The organism is Microcoleus sp. A6-C6 (assembly GCF_036705955.1).
Classification (GTDB): domain Bacteria; phylum Cyanobacteriota; class Cyanobacteriia; order Cyanobacteriales; family Microcoleaceae; genus Microcoleus.
Genome location: NZ_JAUBVR010000004.1, coordinates 1 through 17,734, shown reverse-complemented (window position 1 = coordinate 17,734; position 17,734 = coordinate 1). Strand labels below are relative to the sequence as shown.

Genomic DNA, 17,734 nt, shown 5'->3' with positions numbered 1-17,734 from the left:
CTCAGAAATTTGAGTGTTTCAAGGTCAGGGAACTTAAGGACAGTCTGCTGGTTTAGTAGCGCCGTCATTGCGAGCATAGGTGCCAGAGGAAGTGCGATCTGGATTCAATTTTTCAGCGCACAGTAAAGACTTCACCCAATCATCATCCCGGCTGATTTCTCTGAAGTATTCGTCTGGTTGTTTCTGAGAAGCAGGGAGAGTGAATTTTTGGGCGAACAAGTCGGCGGGCTGCGAAAGTAAACCTACATCAAATCCCCAGTCCCGATTTGGTGCAGCGAAATAGCCGACATTACCAGCTAAGTTTTGGATTCTGTAATTGGCGGAGGTGCCGGCTGGATCGTCAAAGATTTTGGTTTTTAGAAGCGAACCAGCAGTGCTATCGTTAATAACTGATTGATAGGGAGCTGTTGCATAGGCGCTGCGTTTGAACTGGATAAACGAACCAGCGATCGAGGTAGTTAGGTTTTGCCAATTTTCCATAAAGCGGGGTAAGTTTTGCACACCACCATTGGTTTCGCCAAGGGTGTCAGATATTTTGCGTGAAGGAACGTCATTTGAGGCGACTATCAGGTTGAACTCTGTAGATTGCGCTTTTTGCATCCATTGCGTTAATTGGGCCTGAGCGCCTGGAAATAAGGGCCCAGGACTAGAATCTGTCGCCTGAATCTGCAAGGTAGGTCTTAGCTGTGGCTGCTTAACTGTGTTAGCAAGATTAGAACCTGCATTAGTTGGTATTGTCACGTAGAACAGTGGGTTTGTATTGGCGTAATCAATTCCTCCTAGTGGAGTTACTGGAGTTATTGTGGTCGCATACCAAAGAGCATTGTCTCGCGGAGTAGGGACACCAGTATTAGTTGTAGTTGCACCAGCATTGGTAGAGGAATAGTAAGCTAAGTTCCCAGCATTAATCCCCAATGCAACCGGAACGTTGTTGTTGTCTAGCACCAGTTTGTTTCGGTTGGGGCTTCCCGCTGCTGAAGAGTCTCGCAGAAAAGCTACCCGACGGGGATATCTGCGATCGGCTGGATCTATGGCTGGTCTAGCTGTTGTACCCGACAAAAGTTGATCGACAGATGTAGTATTTGCTGGGACAACGCTTGCTTGTTCTCTTTCAGCTTCAAATTCCCCAACAGTACCAGCGTCAATACCAACTACCCAGTCATCGGCGCCGCAAGCTGAAACAGGCAACTTGCGGCAGATTTCCATTACATACTCTGGAAACTCAGCCCGTCGCTGAACTGGGGTGATGAAATTGTTGAAGTATGAACTGTTGGGAGCATTATTACTAGCTGTGCTACTCCTGTACTTTTCGTCTGTTGGTGATACGCTAGTAGTCCCCTCAATGTTAAAGTCTGCACCGCTACTCAGACCGTTAGTGACGTAGTTGTTAGCATCGAAACCGTTAATCAGGCGAGCTGCTTTGGCTGTTACTTCCGTCTCTGGAACGCCCGCATCGTTGCTCGGATTCCCATCTCCATTAGCATCTCTGCCATTTAGGTCAAAGCCGAAATTAACTTCATTAGCTGTACTACCTGTAGCATCAATCAGGCCATTGCCATTAAAGTCATAACCGACAATTGTGCTGCCTGCATTATTTCTCAGGTCAAAATCTCCGTGATTGCGGAAACCGTACCGGAAGCCTTGATTTAATTGACCTGAAGCTGGTGCAGAGAGGAGCGTGATCGCATCCGAGACCACTGTTGCTGCTCGCCAATCATCGCTGCCTGCGCATTTCCCAGGGTATCGAGGGTCGCCCAACCGACAAGCAAAATCGGGATTGAGGTTGGCACCCGAACGGCCGTAGAAATCGCTGGGAATCCAACTAAAAGGATCTGTAATTTTCCCAAATTCCCGCTGGGTGTGTTTGTTAAATGTGCCTTGGATGTAAACCGGCAGGTTAGAAACTAACAGCAGACCCTTCTCTTTAAGTACGTCTGTCAATGTGGTTACAGTTGTCGGGCGACCCAAGCTTTCTCCGTTAATCAGCATAATTCCGTGGGGGCGGCGGCTGGGGTCTAGCTGAGAATCCGTTGAACTGCTGATTTTGCTGCGGGTTGCGTCAATAGTGCCAGTAGTATTCGGAGTGCGATCGCTCCGATCGGGTGCTGCATCATCACGGCTGGCGTAAATTAGGCCGCTGTAAGGCAGCATATACTCTGGGTTAAGCGTGTTGATGACGGGCGATCGCTGGTAGCCGATCGTTTTCTTCCTGAGCTGAGCGATATCTAATTGCGTCACCCGGATTTCTAAGGGTTGCCGTTCTGCTAGAGGAAGGTCGTAATTTCCTGTTAATTTTGCGCTCTGAGTGCTAGCCATCAAGCCGCTACCAGCGGAAGAACTTAAAGGACTGCTGAGGCTATAAGTTTCGTCCACGGCAGTAGCTGGGTCATCCTTGTCGATCGCCTTAACTTCTCTGGGATTGAGAAAAGCAACTTCCCGAATTGTCCCGTGATCCAGCAGAGCACCGCTCGGATCAAAGCCCGTCGGATCTGCCAAAATTTTAAAAGAGCAAAGAGTAGAGTCGATCGCTGCTTTTTCCGACAAGGTGCGTTCCGTGTCAACCTTCTGCAAAGCCTTCCTTAAGTTCTCGTTGACAAACCGACCGTCTGGGAAGACGAGACTGGCTTGATAGTTCAAGCGATCGTTTGGTGCTGCTGGATTGAGACCCGATGGGTCAGTCATGAGAGCTGCCGTCAGAGTTGCACCCGGTCTCGCTTCGGGAGGGCCGTAGACGATGCCGTTGTTGGATTTACCATTTGGGTCGATTCCCGATGGCAAACCTGGACGGTTGAGACTGGAATCAAATACAGTTCCACCCTTGCTGTATCGGTAGCTGGGATCGTAATAGCTGCTGACGCAAGCCAGCGGACTATCAGCTAATTTGGCAGTTTCAGTGTTTTGATCGCTTGTGTTGTCTGCGTAGTGATAGATGGCAGTTGCGCGCATCCGCAAGTCGCCCTTAGCATATTGGGGAGTTGTGGGGTCAATGGTACCCGTTAATACCGCAGGGGAAGGGTTGGGCAAATTGTTCCAAAGGGCAGCAGGCAAATCCGTCCAGGGGTCAGTACCAGCAGGAAGAGTATTGTTGTTATATACCTTGGAGTTAAGGCCGGGTGACATCGGCATCGAGTCCGGCCAAACAACGGGGAATTTTTCAACAATAGTTGTTGCCGGATCGTCGTACAAATCAGATACTCGATCGGTTGGAAGAACAGCAGCAGGGTTGAATACTTTAGGAGGTGGCAGAAAAGAGTTTTTGCGCTCGTAAACGCCGGCACCCGTGATTACCCGCAGTCCGCCAATGCCATCAACTGCTGTTTTGGGTGCTTGGGCCGCACTCTTTTCCCAGAAACCATCGCGATCTCCTCCTCCTACATCAGCGAACTGCTTCACTTGGGGCTCCCGGTAGCGATCGCCCCCATCCTTCCAAGGAACTCCTAATTTTTCTTTTGCTTCATCATCACCCTGACCCACAAATCTTCCCTTTGTTGCATTCCATTTCTGTGCTGGTAGGTTGTTTCCTACCACTATGCGATCGCCTAACTCGGATTCTTTATTATTTTGCTCTACATAATCCGGGCTGTTGGCTTGCAGCCTGACAGTTGTATCTAGTTTCGTGTTGCTGTCCGAAGGTGTAACCCAGGCATCGACTGGTCGCAGTTGCTCCCCTGTACCGTCGAATGGAGATGTAGTTACCACTTTTGTTGTAGGGTTAACAAAGCCAGCCAATGCGTCTCCAGTCGCCGGCACTTCTGCAAACGGGACTTTCCGCGTCCGCAATCTAAAGTAAGATTCCAGCTTTTCTGTGCGAATTTCGTCAAGACGAGCGGCGCTCGGAGCTGTGGGGTCAGTTTCCTCTGCAACTTGTTTGGCAATGGCATTTTTAACTTCCGTTGGATCAGCCGAAGGAGAGGGATTTTGTGCTACCTGTTGTGAAACTAACAGACCGATGCGATCAGAATAGGCCTTGTTATTGTACATGACCCCTAAAGCACCTGCGTTGTAGTCTACAGATTGATCGCTTGGGCCTTTAATTGCTTTCGCTATGTCTGGATCGGTAGCAGTTGTCCCGAACAAATGAACGAGTATCTCTTTTCCCGTGTTACCATCATTCCCTGACCAGCCATTAACAACGTTACCGCTAACGACGATTTTGCTATTTTCTAGGTTGTAGAAACAAGATTCTTTGCTGCTAACAAGATAGAATGCCACCGGGCCAGTGTTCGTATTTGTGACCAGAAAGTTACTATTAGTAAATATGCGTCCGTTCAGACGTAGCGCCGGGCCGGGAGATACTTCTAAATCATCTTCATAAACTACCGCATTATTTTGTAGTGGAATGCGTTTTACGTCTTGTTGATACTCCAAAGCTGAGAAGCTGGGAGTTCCTTTAAATTTATTAGGAATCGGGACGTTCGCCGTGTAGACAAAAAAGCTTTTTTTGAGTACGCCATCTGCTTTGTACCAGTCCGTACTGCCTACCAAACTAGCGCTAGTACCTGCTGCTGCTTTGCAGATAGCGTTGCTAGAACCTTGGGAACTCGACATCGGAGGGGTTCTGGCTTCTAAACTCTTTCTAGCTCTCTTAAAGTCTCCTGTATTCTCGCGAGGAGGGCTGCGAAAATATATCCCGTATAGAGTGTAGGTGTCATTTTCACCATCGTTGTCAGTATCGACAGGGAACCTCCAAGCGGTATTTATCCTCTCACTTTCATTAAGTTTAGTTGGATCTGTAGGGAAAGGATCAATTCCGTTTTTACCGTCAATATCGAACTTAATCTGGAGCACTTCCTCATCTCCAAATTTAAAGCTATCTGAATCCATCGCTTGGTAAACGCTCAACTCTGATGGTGTCTCAAGTGTTCCGCTTCCTTGAGGAGATAACGCATACTGAATTTTTGCTTTTGCCCGATCGAGCGCCGGAGTAGCGGCCGCCAGCACCTGCTGGTTCACGCGCACGTTGCGAGCCGTATTTGCCCGATCGAACGATCGCAGAGTAATCGCCACAGTCAACAAGATCACTACCAGCAACACCATCGTCACCGTCGGCAGCACAAACCCCGCCACAGGAAGTTGCGCCCTGCGGCTCATAGCCATCATGGCACGCAGCATTGCTCTCATCAGCCGATTTGCCCCGGATCTGGTAACACCAGCGATGCGCCGCAGCAAAGATACGATAACTCTGGATAATTTGCTTTTAAACATTAACGCCTTCCTGAATAATTTCAGAGCTGGTATTGCAGGTAGTTACTGCTCGACAGTACGATCCCATCTTTATAGTTCCCAATTTCCACAACATCCATATCACCCCTTGCACAAATTCACAAAATGTGTACTCTCGCTGAAAAATAAAACCGACAAACCCGCGATCAAACTCATCGCCGATATATTTTCCCCGAAAGATTTGACCTGCAAGGATTTTGGTTCGGGAACTCCACTCTAGTCTAGTTCGATCGAAATGTCAGGGCCCAGCAACAAAGTCAAATGGAGGTGCTGTTTTTGTGCCGAGATTCGATCCCCCGTATTCTTGCCCCCTACTCCCCCGAAAGCAAGGGGGGGACAAGAGTGTTCTCAAAGCCCTGTTTCTTAAGGGGAGGACAAGAGTGTTCTCAAAGTCCCCCTTTTTAAGGGGGATTTAGGGGGATCGAATTTCGGCTGTAGTGCGATCAAATTTTGGTTGTTGTGCGATCGCCCTACGGGAAAGGGCACTGCCGTATCCTCCTGCAACCCGAATGCGCGATCGCCCTTGATGTATTGTCCAAAAGTGCGATCGTGCTCAAATATCAAGCAGCGGCGGTAGCATTTGCTTGCAGAGGCTCAATTTCCTCCGCTGTAGCGTGACGGCGCGCGTCCTTAAAGCCCCAAGCAAATAACCAATCGGGGTCAGCGTGTCCGCAGCCGATCGAATATATCTGACTGTGCTTAAAATACTTAAAAAACTCCTGACACTTTTCGTCAGTCATTAGCGACTCATCTAACGGCAAATCATGAATCAGCGCATACAAATCAAATTCATCACGCTCTGGATTCCATTGATAACGCAATTGGGGACTGTAACCAAGTTCGCTCAACTTTGCCAAAGCCTCATCAGAGTTAGCATGGCCGTCTAACCGAACGCGGTTAAGACAAACCACTACCTGAACGTGGCGGTACTTTGCTGGTGTTAATCGATATTCGGTCATCGCGGGTGTATAACCTCCAGCTAGTAAAGCTTTGATGGCTTTTGACTGCAAAAAAAATCGCGGGTGTTTCTCGCGATCGACCCGACGTACTCAATCACCTCAGTTTAACTCATTCAGTAGCCACCATCTGTAAGCTATATTTATCAACAGTTCGACGCCCAAACGGACACCAACGAAGCGCCAAATATCACCACCAACCCATGAAGCAAACTCCTAATCCCCCAAATTTCATCATCATTGGTGCCCAAAAAGGTGGCACAACCTCGCTGTACACCTATCTCACCCAACATCCCCAAGTCGCCCCCGCCGCCCAAAAAGAAATCCATTATTTCGACCTCAACTTCGACAAAGGTGCAGAATGGTATTACTCCCAATTTCCGTCCTCAGCAGAACGCGGATACAAGGTTACAGGAGAAGCCAGCCCCTATTACATTTTTCACCCTCATGTTCCGCAGCGCATTTACCAGTTATGCCCAGAAGTAAAATTAATTATATTGCTGAGAAACCCGGTTGACCGAGCGATTTCTCACTATCATCACGAGATCAAAATTAAATGCGAATCGCTATCTTTTCAAGAGGCGATTGCCTCGGAACCGGAAAGACTCAAAGCCGAACTTAAAAAACTTCAAGCCAACCCAACATACTACAGTTACGAGCACCAACACCATACATATCTCAGCCGCGGCATTTACGCAGACCAACTTCCAGCATGGATAAAACTATTTCCCAAATCACAACTTTTAATCCTCAAAAGCGAAGATTTGTATACAAATCCTTGCGGCACATACAACAGCGTGTTACAATTTCTAGGCTTGCCGCCCCACGAATTAGAAACCTACGAAAAATACAATTCCAACCAATATCCGCCCGTGAGCGAGACAGTATACGAGCAATTAAGGGCATATTATCGATCGCCCAATCAGAGATTAGCTCAATTGTGCGATCGAGACTTCGGCTGGGACTGAAATCATAAATCCGACAGGGGTTTAAACCCCTGCCGGAATTGCACCGAAAGCGCACTGCTGAGACGGCAAAAAGCAATGCCTGAGTCTCTACCCGCAGCTAAACTTTCAAAAAATCTTATGAAAACCAACCGAAATAAGGTTAAAATAAAGGCAGAATAAATCCTGCAATCTACAATACTGGTTTAATTATGGCACTCAAACTTCATGTTCCGTCGATCGTCTGTTCCGGCTGCGGAACCACTATTACCGAAGCCATCAAAACTGTTGAATCCGATGCGAAAATCGATGTAGATATAGCAGCCAAGACTGTCACCGTGGAAGCTAAAGCCTCGGAAGAGTCTATTAAACAAGCTGTGGTTGCTTCCGGTCACACTGTCCTCGAAGCCTAATATTAGGATCAGCCCTAGTTTCTAGTCGGGGCCGTTTTAAACATAATCCCTTACATGAATCTTGGGTTGGGGAGGGCGAGTTTACAAATATTCTCGATGTGCGTCATAGATATCGGTGAACTCGCCGCTACAGAATCCGCGTATACAGAAATTGCCAATGACTACTGACTAATTTAACTAGCGTGAGTGGGAAGTCCCGCGCTCTACCTGTACTCAGGTGAGCGACGGGATGAAAACGAGCCAGAAAACAAATTGAGCGACAGCGAGTCAATTCTATCTATTTGAGCTATGAGAGTTTAATCAGTATTTGGTGTTCTCGATAAATGTATAAAGCATATAAATACAGAATCTATCCAACAAGTGAGCAAGAAACCTTGCTTGCAAAGTCTTTTGGCTGTTGCAGATGGTTCTGGAATTATGCCTTAAATCTTTGTCAAGAGACATATAAGAATACTGGTAAGGGATTAACTAGAGGGTATATACAAGGATTGTTGCCCAATCTCAAGAAAGAATATGAATGGCTAAAAGATCCTTATTCTCAATGCTTGCAAGTCGTGGCATTGAATCTATCGACAGCCTACAAAAACTTTTTTGATAAACGCGCCATGCTGCCTAGATTCAAGTCTAAGCATGGTAGACAGTCGATTAGTTATCCCCAAAACATCAAATTTGAAAATGACTATATCAATCTACCTAAGATTGGTTTGGTACATTGCAAGCTGCATAGAAATTTTGATGGAGCTATTAAAACTGTCACAGTATCTCGCAACCCTGACGGTAAATACTTTGTTTCCGTTCTAGTCGATACTTCGACTACGCTCAGCACATATGATGGCAAAGATCAAGCCGAATCAGTACCAATTAATAAAGCGGTTGGGCTTGATCTGGGATTAACTCATTTTGTAATTACCAGTGATGGCTCAAAGTTTGATAATCCGAGATTCTTGGTCAAGCATCAAAGGAACCTAAAACGGAAACAGCAAAAGCTATCCAAGAAAAAGAAAGGTAGCAACAATCGCAATAAAGCCAGATTGAAAGTGGCGAAAGTCCACTCCAAAATTGCCAGGTGTCGCGAAGATTGTCTGCACAAACTATCCCGCAAGGTAGTAAACGAAAACCAAGTTATTGCAGTGGAAAATCTCAACATCAAAGGCATGGTACGGAATCATAATCTAGCCAAAGCGATCAGCGATGTTGGCTGGGGTATGTTTCTCACGATGCTTAAATACAAGGCTGAGTTTGAAGGAAAGATTTATATCGAAATTGATCGATGGTTTCCTTCATCCAAGACTTGCCATGTTTGCCTAAATCGAGCTGACAATTTGACTCTTGATGTTAGGGCATGGACTTGTAAGCATTGTGGTACGCACCATGACCGCGATGTAAATGCAGCAATCAATATAAGAAATGAAGCCTTGCGGATTCTGGCGTTAGGAACTAGCGCTTCTGCTTGTGGAGGGGATGTAAGTCGTCAAGAGTAAGATTTCGGTCTTGCTAGACGCTGTTCCCGTTGAGACAAGAAGCCAGCACGCTCGCCGCCGTATCGGTCAGTGTCTGGTAGTTCACGATTCTTCGTCCAAGTGTTCGGCGACTGCTCGGTAAAGTTCCAAAACGTGCCGATCGAGTAAACTATAAAAAACCTGTCTGCCAACCTTGCGGTAACTTACCAACCGCATCGCCCGCATCGCCCGCAACTGGTGCGATACTGCCGATTCACTCATTCCCAAAGTCGCCGCCAAATCGCACACGCACAATTCTTGTTTTGCCAACACAGACACCAGCCGCAAGCGATTCGCATCTCCCAAAAGACTGAAAAACTCTGCCATTCGCTGAGCTTTTGCCGTGTTGAGCACTTGTGTTTGGATGTCCCCGACCCGCGAACAGTCAGCTACGTGCAGGCGATCGCACGTTGGTGTATCGTTCTCTTGGTGAGGCTGACTGATCGCTCCGTTAACAGCAGAGTTTGGTGACATCTTTGATCGGCTGGGTTTAATTCTCATTTTCATCTTAGCGCGATCGACCCATCTTTTGTAACAAAGTTTTTACATTTCCTTGACATACATCTGAATATATGTTCAGATGTATGTATCGATCATCCACCAGGAGAATCCAAAATGACTACCGTCACCCAAATAAAATGCGCCTGTCCTTCTTGCTTGTGCGTTGTCAGCCTGACTGAAGCCGTCGAAAAAAGTGGCAAATCATACTGTTCCAGTGCTTGCGCTGACGGCCACCCCAACGGCACCGGCTGCGGCCACACCGGTTGCGAGTGCCACAAATAAATATTCCGCTTCAGAATAGGTTAAGGAACCCCTGTAAAATCTATCTAAAGGGAGATGCCAACAGCGCATCTCCCAATTTTTGTGCTTTTAGGTTAAACTAAGGTTAAAATCCGGGTAATTAAAGGTTAAAATTGCCTTAATAGGCTAAGTACACAGCGAAAAAGCACAATTGTTACCAGCGGAATACAATAAAAGTAAGTTAGCGCCGCAATACTAAGTGCAAATACTGCTATTAATAGCAAAGACAGAACCAAAAGTTGAATTAGGAGGGGGCAATGAAAGAACGGGAAGATTTTTTACATCCTCGCAGTCGCTACTACGGAGATTTCACGCCAGAAAACTTGGCCTTTGATGCCAACTTGCAGGAATTTGCTCAGAAAATAACTTACATTTGCTCGCTGGAAACAGGCGGGAAAATTAGCACGGAGAAAGCTTATAAAGATATTAAGGCGCTTTGGAAAGACTTAAAATCCTCTAAGAAGCAGTTGGGAATTGGCAAAAAACCACCCACTACCGATGAAGAAAATTCACCTTAAATTCATCGCAGATAAGACGGTGGTTGAAACCGAGCCTATAAAAACGTAGGCATTAGCCTTCTTGAAGGCTAGTCCGCCGACGCAGTGTAAAGAAAATAATATAATTTTAACCGTCTTCAAACCGCGTCGGCGGTTTTTGTTTGTCTAGGCGCGGTTTCAACCGCCGGCTTTTTCTACGGTTTAGGAATTGGTGTTGCTTCTCCTGCAAACGGAGTACAATTGCCGCCCAGGCCAGTAGTAATCGCGCAAGTATTAGTTTTCAGCATTCCTTCATAGGTATCAGCGCCCGTACCAGGGCCGCCCAACTCGTCGCTATAAAGTTCTTTGTCCGAAATTTTGACATTTGCTTCCCTCGCTACAGTCTCCATTAACTTCGGATTAGTTGTATTTTCTACAAAAATTGTCGGCACTCCTGCGGTCTTAATTTGTGATGATAATTCGGCAATTCTGGCGGCTGTGGGCTGTTCCTCTGTTGTCACTCCCTGCAAAGCTCCAGCAACTTCCAAACCGTAAGCATCGGCATAATAACTCAAAGCATCGTGAGTTGTGACTAATTTGCGTTTATCCGCCGGAATTGTCGCAATTTGCGCTTTAATCCAAGTATCTATTTTTTGCAAATTACCAGTTAATTTCGCGGCATTGCTAGTATAAAGTTGAGTATTTGTAGGAGCAACTTTGATCAATTCATCGCGAATTATTTCTACCATCCGTACACCATTTTTAGGGTTGTGCCAAACGTGAGGATCAGGAACTTTTTCGCCGGCTGCGTGGGGTTTATCTTCTGCTTTGTCTTCCCCGCCTTCGTGTTCGTGTTCGCCCATTAGAGGTTTGGGAACGGCGAGTTCGTGTACGGCGATTTTTGGTGCGGAATTATTGCTGGATTTAATTAATTTAATGATGCTGGGTTCGTGGTCGTAGCCGGCGTATAAAATCAAATTTGCTGTTTCAATCGCTTTACTGTCTTCTGGCTTGGTTTGGTAGGCGTGGGGGTCTTCTCCGGGCTTGATTAGACAGGTGGTGTCGATCGAGCTTTGGGCAATTTCCTTAGTAATATCGCAGATCACACCAGTGGTGGCGACGACTTTCGGCAAGTTGGCGCTGGGACTGGCTTGAGTGGCGCTGGGGCTCTCTGGCGTGGAATTGCTGGGTTTGGGGGTGGAAGTGCACCCAACCAGTCCAAAACCGATCGCCAAAACAGCCATACTGCAAAATCTGCCAGTTTTTCCAGACAATTTTTTTAACATTTCACCTTTGGAACGATAATCGTTATTACTTTTAGAGTTATCCTATTGTAGTAGCTACGAACAAGAATGGTTCTCAAAATCTCGAATTATGTTAGAAGTGCAAGACTTGGCTGTGAATTATCGAGGAATTTCGGCCCTTAACAACGTGAATTTCCAGTTAGAACCCGGACAGTTAACGGGGGTGTTCGGCCCCAACGGCGCGGGGAAAAGCACGATGGTGAAAGCGATGCTGGGATTGATTCCGGCGTGTCGGGGTTTGGTAAAATATCAGGGGCGGTTGTTGAAGGAACAGTTATCGCGGGTGGCCTATGTGCCGCAGCGATCGCAAATTGACTGGGATTATCCGATTACGGTGTGGAATGCGGTGATGATGGCGCGGACTGTCCAGACTGGTTGGTTTCGGAGTCCCTCGAAGCAGTCGCGGGAATTGGTGAAAGCTGCTTTACTGCGGGTGGGAATGTGGGATTTGCGCGATCGGCAAATTGGCGAACTCTCCGGGGGACAGCAGCAGCGGATATTTTTAGCAAGGTCGATCGCCCAACAAGCCGATTTATTCTTCTTCGACGAGCCCTTTAATGCGATCGACAAAGCAACAGAAGAGATTATATTCGATATTTTTGCCGAACTCAAAGCCGAAAATAAAACATTGCTAGTAATCAGCCACGATTTAGGCGAAACCTTAAAAAAATACGATAATTTATTGTTACTCAACAAAGGATTAATTGCCGCTGGTTCCAGCCGAGAAGTTCTCACCGCCGCTAATATTCAAAAAGCCTATGGATACGATTTAAGCTTAGTTTCTGCCTGAGCAAAATGGGATTATTTTCATCGTAGGGTGCGTCGCTACGAGATTGTCGATTTCCCTTGATAATTTTTCAAGGGCGACACACCCTACAGCTACCTCTTCCTTCTTCCTTCTTCCTTCTTCCTTCTTCCTTCCTCTATAAATGTTAAACATACTAATTGAGCCGCTCAAATTCGAGTTCATGCGAAATGCGATCGCCGTCGGCATTTTGCTAGGAATTGTCTGCGCCGTAGTCGGCTCATACCTAATTGTACAGCAAATGGGAATGATGGTAGACATGATTGCCCATTCAGTATTAGCAGGATTGCCCGTTGCCTTTTCTTTAGGTTTCAATATTTCCATCGGCGCGTTTATCTCAGGAATCATCAGCGCCGTAATTATGGCATGGATTCAATCGCAATCGCGGCTCAAAATTGATGCAATCATGGCATTGATTTTGTCTACATTCTTAGCAATTAGCGTCACATTGATTAGCCTATTACGGACGACAAAATTAGATTTAGACGGGTTTCTGTTCGGCAATATATTGTCAGTTGCACCGTCTGATGTGCAGCAGACTTTCCTCATAACAGTGATTATTTTGGTGGCGGTTAAAATCTTTTACAAAGAACTGCTATTCTATACGTTCGACCCGCTGGGAGCGCAAGCATCGGGTTTACCTGTAAACTTGATTTATTTGGGGATGATTTCGGCGATTACACTAACGATTGTGGCGAGTTTGCAAACTGTGGGGGCGCTGTTAGTAATTTCGCTGTTAATCGGGCCTGGAATTACGGCGTATTTGTTGGTAAAAGAGTTACACTTAATGATGGGATTTGGTGCTATAATTGGAATTATAGCTAGTGTAACTGGGATGTATCTTAGCTATTATTTTAATATGCCATCTGGTGCGGCAATTGTATTAGTTGTGTTTGGGTTATTTTTAGTAGCTTTGCTGTTCAGTCCGACTCAAGGAATTTTGACTAGAAAGAAAGGAGAATAGTCCTATTCAGTGTAAACATTTTGATAAATCTCGCTGCTAGCTGAGTCTAGATCCCCCTAAATCCCCCTTAAGAAGGGGGACTTTGATCCTATCCGGTTCTCTCCTTTTGAAGGAGAACTTTGATATTTTCCGGTTCCCCCCTTTTTAAGGGGGGCTAGGGGGGAGCTGGGCCAGTCGTCAAACAAGAAAGTTATTACTACGTTTGACAGTAAGTTGACACCAATGCTTTTCAACCCGCCCTGCAAATATGCGTTTTTTACCAGAAAGAAGCTGTCAACTGTCAACTGTCAACTGTCAACTGAAGCTTACTTAGCTTGACAATAGGTTTCGTAAACACCATCAAGCAGTAAATTAAGAGCAGAAGTTGCTTTCTCGGCAGCTAACAGCGCTTCTTGCTGTGCTTCTTCAGTTTTGCAAAGCTGTAACAGGGCTTCGCGGGTGGCTTGCGAGTGGAACTCGTCGGCTTTTTCATGGACTTGAAAGAAAGACAAAGCAGCTTGTGAATCGATGCCGTAAAATTCCTTTAAACCAGCAATTTTGGTTGTAGAAACTTCGGGAATTTGTGCTTCGTAAGCGTAAAGGGCGGCTAAACCTTTGGCGGGAGATTCGCTGCGCGCTAAGTCTTTGAGAATGCGGACGGATTCTGTGGTTTTTTCTAAGTGTTCGTGTGAAAGAACAGCGTTTCTATCTAAACCCAAACCTTCGGCAAAGCGCAGCCACAGTTCAGGGTGATTTGCAGCGCCTCGCTCTTCTTCTATCAGGTTTTCGAGGAGCATTTGACGAATTTTGATGTCGTCGCAAGCGGCGTGGGTAGCGCTGACGTAGGTGGGGAAGTTGTGGACTTGCAGGTAGTATTCTTGTGCATATTCTTGCAGCATTGCGAGGTCGAGTTTACCTTCGTTCCACATTTGGTAGAACGGGTGTTTCAGCAGGTGGTTTTGGTCGAGAATGCTGTTGAGTTGTTCGAGAAATTGCTGTTCGGTCATAATTGTCGATCGCCCTTAAGGATAATGCAGCCACTAAAATGTTATATTAATCTAGCCTTCAGTAAAGTGCAAGTTTTCAATTGTTGATGTTTTTGCAACTTGGAGTGCGATCGGTCGTTATGCGAACTCAACCTCACCCGAATCCCTTGCTGCCCGTAGATTTCGACCAAACCACCAATTCGCCACCACAGCCACCAGCCGCGAGAAACTGACCATCGGGATGCCATGCGAGACAGGAAAAACCAGCCTCTGCACCTTCTAGAATTTGCAGCAATTGTTCTGCTTCGTACCACAAACAAAGTTGACCGTCGGCGGCGGCGGAAGCTAATAAAAATGTGTTAGGCTGAAAGGCGATCGCACTTACCACATTTTCATGAACTTCTAAAGCCCAACCTTCCCAACCGACACTTTCATCAGCATCTCTTGCCCAAACAGAAACACCTTGAGAACTCGAAGCAGCCAACAAAGGTGCCAAAGAATTAATTTGATCCGACCAAGCCAACTCCCGAACCTTCCCCGGAAAACCCTGCATTACCCACGGTTCCAAATTTCCCCATTCACTAACAATTAGGGTATTATCCATATTACCGCAGGCTAAATATTGCCCTGACGGCGACCAAGCAATTGCACCTGTTGCGGACGGTACAGATAAAATTTCCGGGTCTTCGTCCCAGTCTTCGCCACTCCAAACTTTAACGCCTTGATAGCCACTAACTGCCAGGTATTGAACAATCGGATGCCATGCTAAATCTAGGATAGATGATGACTCGAAATTCAGCGTTACTTCTACAACATTATCATCAGCATTCCAGACTTGAACACAGCGGCCAATACTGAAAGCTAACTGATTGCAGTGGGGACTCCAAGCTAATTTATCAACCCACACACGGTGATTGTCCAAATTAGCGATTAACTCCCCAGAATTAACCCTCCAAATTTGCACTTTTCCATCTTGTCCGCCCGCAGCTAAGAATTGACTATCGGCAGAAAAAGATAAACAATCTACCGATTTACCCGTGGCACTTTGCAGCGGTTGCAAAGACAATTTATTAATTTCCCCTGTCGCCAGCATCACTTCGCCCGCAGCGGAACAAACTGCTAAAGTTGCGCCATCCGGCGACCACGTAACAGCAGTTATGTAGTCAGAAAGCATGGCTTCAGCCTGAAATTGCAGGGTTAGTTCACTTTTATTTGTCTTTTTGTTACCCATATTTATTGAATCTGAGATGTTGCACTCTTCTTAAGAACGGGCAAGATGCCCGTTCCACAAGAGATGAATTTTCTTCCTGTGGAACAGGCATCTTGCCTGTTCTGTTCCACAAGAGATGAATTTTCTTCTTGTGGAACAGGCATCTGGCCTATTCTGTTCCACAAGAGATGAATTTTCTTCTTGTGGAACAGGCATCTTGCCTGTTCCTAAAAGGCTTATTAAAAATGCTTCAATATGTCAGTTAAACTAGACACCGATGGAAATCCTCTCGCAATTGAGTTTCGTTTAAGTTGCGGCCGATAAATACGAGTTCATTTTTCGGAGTTTCGGTGGCTTTCCAAGCTCTATCCGGCCGACCATCGAACAACATATGTACTCCTTGAAAAACAAATCGCTCGTCTTTTCCAGCTATATTCAAAATGCCTTTTGTCCGAAAGATATTCGGGCCTTGAGTTCGTAACAATTCCTCAATCCAATCGCTAAATTTGTTGCCGTCAATAGCGCCGGATTCGACTATTGCTACGGAAGTTACTGTTACGTCATGTTCGTGTTCATGTTCGCCCAAAAAGTCTGGTTCGATTTCTAAGGCTCGGTTCAAGTCAAAGGCTTTAACGCCTAACAAAGCATCCATTGCTAATTCAGCGTTCTGAGTACGGTGAATTTTTCCCATTGCATTCATGGCGCGAATTCGCTTTTCTAATTCAGCCAATTCTCCGTCAGTCACTAAATCAGTTTTGTTGAGCAAAACCACGTCAGCAAAAGCAATTTGTTCTTGAACTTCCTCTGCATCCCAATGTTGCCAGATGTGCTTGGCATCAACGACAGTGACAACTGCATCCAGCAGCAATTTGTCCCGCATATCTTCGTCTACAAAAAATGTTTGAATTACGGGTGCGGGGTCGGCTAAACCTGTAGTTTCGATGACTATGTGGTCGAATTTGTCGCGCCGCTTCATTAAGTTGCCGATAATCCGAATTAAGTCGCCTCGGACTGTACAGCAAATGCAGCCGTTGTTCATTTTAAAAATTTCTTCGTCGGCATCAATGATGAGTTGGTTGTCGATGCCTACTTCGCCGAATTCGTTGACGATGACTGCAACTTTTTTGCCGTGTTTCTGTGTTAAAATGTGGTTGAGTAGCGTAGTTTTGCCTGCACCCAGATAGCCTGTGAGAACGGTCACGGGAACTGATTCGATCGCCCCAGCAGTCACCATACTTTACCTCGTTTGTTGTACAATGATAACCATTGTCGCTATCTTACACCATACTTGCTACTAGCAGCAACAATATTAAAAAATGTTAATAAATTGTTTGCTGAAGACTTTAAGGGCGGGTTTTAGCAAAAATAGACAAAATAATACTTGTGGGCTATCATAAATCAATCTATACATTTAATCTAAAAAAAACCATGACTCAGCTATCAGAAAAGCGAAAAGCGCTGCGGGGTAGAATCTCTCGGACTATATCACCAGAAGAATTAGCAAAACACAAAGCAGAAAAAACTAAACTCCGTTTACGCGGTCGAGCAATATTTGAGCGAATTCGCCCGGAACTGATCGGGGACTATTACAATTGGTTTATTGCGATCGAGCCGGACAGTGAAGAGTATTTGATAGACCCCAAACTGTTAGGCATTGCACAAAAAATCAAAGAATACTATGGCGATAAAAATGTGATGTTAACAATGTTTCGCCTCAATGAAAAAGGAACCTGTGGCAGTATATGATATCAGGTTGGTTTGGGGAAAACGGAGAGTTGTTTTTTGAGATTGAATTGATTGCATTTAATGGCGAGCGCTTTCCTGTTGAAGTGCTACTAGATACAGGTTTTACCACAGGTTTTATAGCGATTAATTCTCAAGATTTAGATGGTTTAGATTGGTCTTTAATTGTCCGAGAAATCGAGATGCAGACAGCGCGGGGAGATGTTTTATTTGACCTCTATGAAGGTCGAGTAATTATTGACGGTCAAGAATTTGTTATTCCCGTCCATGTTGGAGAGGATCTCCCGGAGATTTTAATCGGTTCGCAATGGTTAGACAGGATGCAGTTAGTTGTTAATAAACCGATCGGGCTTTTGACCGAAAAGCGAGATGCAAGCCCCTGGCTTTAGACATGGGGATAAGTCGGCAGCGGTTTCAACCGCCTTCAGTAT

The 17,734-nt window shown here is 45.8% G+C and carries 17 protein-coding genes; 9 read left to right on the top strand and 8 right to left on the bottom strand.

Annotation, left to right across the window (positions count from 1 at the left end; genetic code table 11):
- Positions 1–33 precede the first annotated feature (33 nt).
- Together hpsA and QUB52_RS03275 are read right to left on the bottom strand one after the other, a co-directional pair.
- Positions 34–5,205 (bottom strand): hormogonium polysaccharide biosynthesis protein HpsA, encoded by a 5,172-nt coding sequence (gene hpsA / locus QUB52_RS03280; RefSeq protein WP_332974231.1) that lies wholly within the window; start codon positions 5,203–5,205, stop codon positions 34–36.
- Between the two features lie 578 nt (positions 5,206–5,783).
- Positions 5,784–6,233: a hypothetical protein gene (locus tag QUB52_RS03275; protein ID WP_332974232.1), complete on the bottom strand. Its 450-nt coding sequence runs from the start codon at positions 6,231–6,233 to the stop codon at positions 5,784–5,786.
- On the opposite strand from QUB52_RS03275, the gene QUB52_RS03270 reads away from it, so the two are divergent.
- The 3 genes from QUB52_RS03270 to tnpB all read left to right on the top strand — a co-directional run bounded on the left by QUB52_RS03270 (position 6,224) and on the right by tnpB (position 9,017).
- Positions 6,224–7,147: a sulfotransferase domain-containing protein gene (locus QUB52_RS03270; RefSeq protein WP_332974233.1), complete on the top strand. Its 924-nt coding sequence runs from the start codon at positions 6,224–6,226 to the stop codon at positions 7,145–7,147. The genes QUB52_RS03275 and QUB52_RS03270 overlap by 10 nt on opposite strands.
- 188 nt (positions 7,148–7,335) lie before the next feature.
- The gene (locus tag QUB52_RS03265) at positions 7,336–7,536 is read left to right on the top strand and encodes a heavy-metal-associated domain-containing protein (RefSeq protein ID WP_265237601.1); all 201 of its coding nucleotides are present in this window, start codon (positions 7,336–7,338) and stop codon (positions 7,534–7,536) included.
- A gap of 323 nt (positions 7,537–7,859) precedes the next feature.
- Complete coding sequence (gene tnpB, locus QUB52_RS03260) at positions 7,860–9,017, top strand: IS200/IS605 family element RNA-guided endonuclease TnpB (RefSeq protein WP_332974235.1); 1,158 nt, start codon at positions 7,860–7,862, stop codon at positions 9,015–9,017.
- 81 nt (positions 9,018–9,098) lie between these two features.
- Here the strand turns inward: tnpB and QUB52_RS03255 are convergent, their stop codons facing one another.
- Positions 9,099–9,509, bottom strand: a complete 411-nt coding sequence (locus QUB52_RS03255) for an ArsR/SmtB family transcription factor (RefSeq protein ID WP_265239420.1) — start codon at positions 9,507–9,509, stop codon at positions 9,099–9,101.
- 141 nt (positions 9,510–9,650) lie between these two features.
- Between QUB52_RS03255 and QUB52_RS03250 the strand changes: the two genes are divergently transcribed.
- Together QUB52_RS03250 and QUB52_RS03245 are read left to right on the top strand one after the other, a co-directional pair.
- A complete protein-coding gene (locus QUB52_RS03250) occupies positions 9,651–9,818 on the top strand; it encodes a metallothionein (protein ID WP_265239419.1) in 168 nt (55 codons plus the stop codon).
- A gap of 275 nt (positions 9,819–10,093) precedes the next feature.
- Positions 10,094–10,354, top strand: coding sequence for a DUF7219 family protein (locus QUB52_RS03245; protein ID WP_265239418.1), 261 nt, complete (start codon positions 10,094–10,096; stop codon positions 10,352–10,354).
- A 173-nt stretch (positions 10,355–10,527) separates the two neighbouring features.
- Here QUB52_RS03245 and QUB52_RS03240 read toward each other — a convergent pair whose 3' ends face one another.
- Positions 10,528–11,598, bottom strand: a complete 1,071-nt coding sequence (locus tag QUB52_RS03240; protein ID WP_332974236.1) for a metal ABC transporter solute-binding protein, Zn/Mn family — start codon at positions 11,596–11,598, stop codon at positions 10,528–10,530.
- 88 nt (positions 11,599–11,686) lie between these two features.
- On the opposite strand from QUB52_RS03240, the gene QUB52_RS03235 reads away from it, so the two are divergent.
- Positions 11,687–12,406 (top strand): metal ABC transporter ATP-binding protein, encoded by a 720-nt coding sequence (locus QUB52_RS03235; RefSeq protein WP_332974237.1) that lies wholly within the window; start codon positions 11,687–11,689, stop codon positions 12,404–12,406.
- Here the strand turns inward: QUB52_RS03235 and QUB52_RS03230 are convergent.
- A complete protein-coding gene (locus tag QUB52_RS03230) occupies positions 12,392–12,586 on the bottom strand; it encodes a hypothetical protein (RefSeq protein ID WP_265239421.1) in 195 nt (64 codons plus the stop codon). The two genes, QUB52_RS03235 and QUB52_RS03230, sit on opposite strands and share 15 nt — an antisense overlap.
- Between QUB52_RS03230 and QUB52_RS03225 the strand changes: the two genes are divergently transcribed.
- Positions 12,546–13,385, top strand: a complete 840-nt coding sequence (locus QUB52_RS03225; RefSeq protein WP_332974239.1) for a metal ABC transporter permease — start codon at positions 12,546–12,548, stop codon at positions 13,383–13,385. The two genes, QUB52_RS03230 and QUB52_RS03225, sit on opposite strands and share 41 nt — an antisense overlap.
- Positions 13,386–13,690: 305 nt before the next feature.
- On the opposite strand, the gene QUB52_RS03220 is transcribed toward QUB52_RS03225, so the two are convergent.
- The 3 genes from QUB52_RS03220 to QUB52_RS03210 form a co-directional block, all read right to left on the bottom strand.
- Positions 13,691–14,371, bottom strand: coding sequence for a CADD family putative folate metabolism protein (locus QUB52_RS03220; protein WP_332974241.1), 681 nt, complete (start codon positions 14,369–14,371; stop codon positions 13,691–13,693).
- 133 nt (positions 14,372–14,504) lie between these two features.
- A complete protein-coding gene (locus QUB52_RS03215) occupies positions 14,505–15,581 on the bottom strand; it encodes a WD40 repeat domain-containing protein (protein WP_332974243.1) in 1,077 nt (358 codons plus the stop codon).
- 241 nt (positions 15,582–15,822) lie between these two features.
- Positions 15,823–16,794, bottom strand: coding sequence for a CobW family GTP-binding protein (locus tag QUB52_RS03210; protein ID WP_332970097.1), 972 nt, complete (start codon positions 16,792–16,794; stop codon positions 15,823–15,825).
- Between the two features lie 194 nt (positions 16,795–16,988).
- Between QUB52_RS03210 and QUB52_RS03205 the strand changes: the two genes are divergently transcribed.
- Together QUB52_RS03205 and QUB52_RS03200 are read left to right on the top strand one after the other, a co-directional pair.
- Complete coding sequence (locus tag QUB52_RS03205; RefSeq protein ID WP_265239504.1) at positions 16,989–17,306, top strand: hypothetical protein; 318 nt, start codon at positions 16,989–16,991, stop codon at positions 17,304–17,306.
- Entirely contained in the window at positions 17,303–17,692 is a 390-nt protein-coding gene (locus tag QUB52_RS03200; RefSeq protein WP_265239505.1) for an aspartyl protease, read from the top strand. Before QUB52_RS03205 ends, QUB52_RS03200 begins: the two co-directional genes overlap by 4 nt.
- Positions 17,693–17,734 lie beyond the last annotated feature (42 nt).